The organism is Mycobacterium sp., assembly GCF_052144515.1.
Classification (GTDB): Bacteria; Actinomycetota; Actinomycetes; order Mycobacteriales; family Mycobacteriaceae; genus Mycobacterium.
The window spans coordinates 1-3,492 of the sequence record NZ_JBKQQD010000300.1 but is presented as its reverse complement, the minus strand read 5'-3'; the positions used below and the strand labels follow the sequence as shown (position 1 = coordinate 3,492).

Sequence of the window (3,492 nt, the reverse complement as noted above, 5' to 3'; positions counted from 1 at the left end):
AGTCCAGCCAAGTCCACACCTTCACGCTTTCTTGCGTGACCCCGAGTACAACCTGCGTGAACGCCGTTGGCAGCACACCCTTGACCTTCACTCATGGTCAGAACATCAGTGTGAATATCGCAGTTTCTCCCGCAGGCACGGGCACGGGCACGCCCACGGGCGACACCGTATTGCTCGGCTCGCCCAATCCCAATGCAGCGACGAATGGAAGCGGCAGCCCCATGGGAGCCGTGGATGTCTTCAGCCCGAGTGGCGGCAACGTCGACCTCTATACCCTCAAGAGCGGCACCGCAACGGGAACTACAACCTACCTGGTAGGCAGCGCCGGAGTGGGCGCTGGCAATAGCTACAACGTCACCGCGCATTACACGGGCGATGGGACCTTCGGCGCGAGCGATTCCGCACCGGTCGCCGTGGTGGTAAACCCGGAAAACAGCGCCTCCACGCTCACCGCCTACGCTTACACGCCGGCCAACTTAGCCTGCCAGAACTCGGGGCAATGCTATACCGCGATTACGACGGGCCTCACGGCTCCATACGGCACGGCCCTGCTATTCCGCTTGGATGTGGTTGGCAGCACCTCGACTGAGGAGACGGCCACCGGCACCGTAACATTCTTGGACAATGGAACCGCGCTCGCGCAGACCTCCGCGAACGGGGGAGGTAGCGAGCCTTTCACGCTGAACTCGGATGGCTATGCCGAATTTCAGACTCCAGTTTATGGACTTTTCAGCGAGGCCACGCAGACCTCCGCCTATGTGATTCCTCCCCTGAGCGTCAGCGGCGCACCCCAAGTGCTCCAGGCACAGTATTTGGGGTCCAAGACATCGTTCGTCAGCGCGACGACTGACGGCGACGCGAGCTACAACCAAAGCCAGTCGAACACTTTTTCGGTCACGATCACTAAGGCCGCGACCAATATCGGCGTCGCCCCTTCGACCACCGCGGCCCCCTGTTCCGCTTCCTCGTCATCCAACTTCGTATTGGGCAGCAGCGTGACGCTTTCCGCTTTGGTTCAAACTGACAGTTACGGCAACATTCCGTCCGGAACGGTTTCCTTCGTCTCGACCGGGGGCGAGACGTTCCCTTCGCCGACACTATCTGCTTTCTACGACCAGACTTACGGCTACTCTGAATTGTGCGCAACGGCGACCTATGTCCCTAAAGCCAGCGAAACGGTCACCGCTAGCTACGGCGGCGACGCGAATTATGCCGCGCCGTCTACATCTGCGATGACGACGCTCACCCAAGTCGCCGACGCCGCTTCCGCTGCCAACTCCACGGTGGCCGCCGCGCCCGGGTCCGTGCTTGCCAACAATTCGACAACCTCGACGATCACGGTCACTCTGAAGGATTCGAGCGGCAACCCGGTGAGCGGCAAGACCGTGACACTGGGCGCCACGGCCTCCAATAGCTCATCGATCGTTTCCAGTAGTGGCGCGTCCAGCGCCAGCGGCGTGGTGACCTTCACGGTTAAGGATGGCAGTCCCGAGACAGTGACATACGTTGCCACGGACACGACCGACACCGTCACAGTCACCCAAACGGCTCCGGTGACCTTCACCGCGACCTACACGATCACGTCGTCGAACAGCACCTCTGGGACCGCGGTGCCGATCACGGCCCCCGGCAGTTCAGGACAATCCACACTCGGTGTCACGCTTTCGGCGGGAATAACGACGGAGACGCTTACCGCGCTCGTGTCCGTCACCCCGGCGGGTGCCATCGATCCGCCAGCGTGCACCTTCTCGGCGAATCCGGTGACGGCGAGCGGCAACATAACTCTCATGTGCAACACCATAGCCGCAGCCCTTCCACCGGCACCGACTGACCGGCCGAATCTGCGCGGTGCGCCCATTACCCGGCTGATCGGCGTGTCGGCGGTAGTGCTGGCCTTGCTGTTGTTCTTCGCAACGCCCAAGCGACGCCGCGGGTACGCACTGTTGATCTGTCTGCTCATCCTCGCCGCTGGAGCCGCGGTGGCCTGCGGCGGAGGTGGTGGCGGGGGAGGCGGCGGGGGCGGCGGCGGTGGCGGGGGCGGCGGAACCACTACCGGGCTCTACGGAATAACCGTGAGTGGGCCTGGCGGTACGCCGATCATCATCTACTTCAACGTTGAATAGTTTCCTCTCAGCGCGACTTCGAGTCGTGCAATCGGGGCGGGCGGAAACGCGCAGCGCAAGCTAACGCCCGCCCCGGTGACTTCACCGTTCCGAGTATCGCTTGAAAGCCCCGGAGGGGCGGAACAAGTTAGCCCAGCGCGTAAGCGCTGGGTGTGCCCAAAAGATGCACCCGAGCCTCGCAGGGGCGACACATGTTGGGACGCTACCTTTGCGCGGGGTCCCTCGGCCAGCTTGACCGTTGGATATGTTTTGTTTTCGGATGTGGCTTGCACTCACCGCAAAATCAAATCTCACAGCCCGCTGAGCAAGTGTCCCATCTTCGATTTCTTCGCCGCCAGATATCCGCGCGAAGCCCGCGACGTCGGCGGCTGGCACGGCACGCGCTCGACGACTTCAATCCCCGCCGCCTCAAGCTGCTGCACTTTGTCCGGGTTGTTCGAGAGCAGCCGCACGCGCCGCGCGCCGAGAATTTTCAAAGCTTCCGCCGAAAATGCGTAGTCGCGCAAGTCCGCGAGAAACCCCAGTTCCTCGTTCGCCTCGACGGTATCCATGCCCTGATCCTGCAGCGCGTACGCGCGCAGCTTGTTCAAGAGTCCGATGCCGCGCCCTTCCTGCGGCAAATAAAGCAGCAGACCCGAGCGCGCCCGCGCGATCTTCCGTAGCGAATATTCCAGTTGCGCCCGGCAATCGCAGCGCTCCGAGCCAAACACATCTCCCGTCAAACATTGCGAATGGATTCGCACCAGCGGCGCATCTTTCGCGCCGACCTTTCCATGCCGCAGCGCCACCGCCGTCTCGCCTTCACTCGCGCCCTCGATGCCGATAATCTCGAACGGCCCGAAGCGCGTCGGCAAACGCGCTTCCGCCACAATCCGCGCCGCTGGCTCAGCGCCAGCCCGCGCGCTGCGTTCGGATTGCGCGCCGCGGCGTCCCGAACTGCCGCGACTCGATCTCTTCGGTTGGGAATATCGCGCCATCGTGAACTCCACATTATACCAGCCGCGCCATGTCCAAAGCGCGCAAGTGGCTCACGGTTTTTTTCTTCTCTGGGCGCGTCGAGTGCCCGCAGCAGAGGTCGAGTCTTCGCCTTTTCGGCGCGCGGCGGCCTGCGTGCTAGCCGCTCGCAGAGGAAGCCCTGGGTCTCCCGCACAGGGGCGAACCATGGCGGGAGAGATCTCTGTGCCTCCGCGCCCACTCCCAATACTGAGTCATTCCGAACCCCGATCTTCGGGGTGAGGAATCTCTCTACCGCTCCCTGCCGCTTCCCACCCAGCGCGCCCTCCCCCTCTTGCATTTACGCTTAAGGTAAGATACCTTCGCCTCGCTACCGCAGAAGCAACTTTCCGCGCCCGGAGCAAATCATGGCCCG

2 protein-coding genes are annotated in these 3,492 nt (G+C 62.7%); one reads left to right on the top strand and one right to left on the bottom strand.

All coding sequences use genetic code 11. The annotated features are described in order from the left end of the window. The coding region (locus tag ACLP9N_RS20385; protein WP_442409115.1) for an Ig-like domain repeat protein at window positions 1-2,123 on the top strand (2,123 nt) is incomplete at its 5' end. 290 nt (window positions 2,124-2,413) lie between these two features. Here the strand turns inward: ACLP9N_RS20385 and ribA are convergent. Further along, window positions 2,414-2,992, bottom strand: a complete 579-nt coding sequence (ribA, locus tag ACLP9N_RS20380; RefSeq protein WP_442409114.1) for a GTP cyclohydrolase II — start codon at window positions 2,990-2,992, stop codon at window positions 2,414-2,416. Window positions 2,993-3,492: the final 500 nt, after the last annotated feature.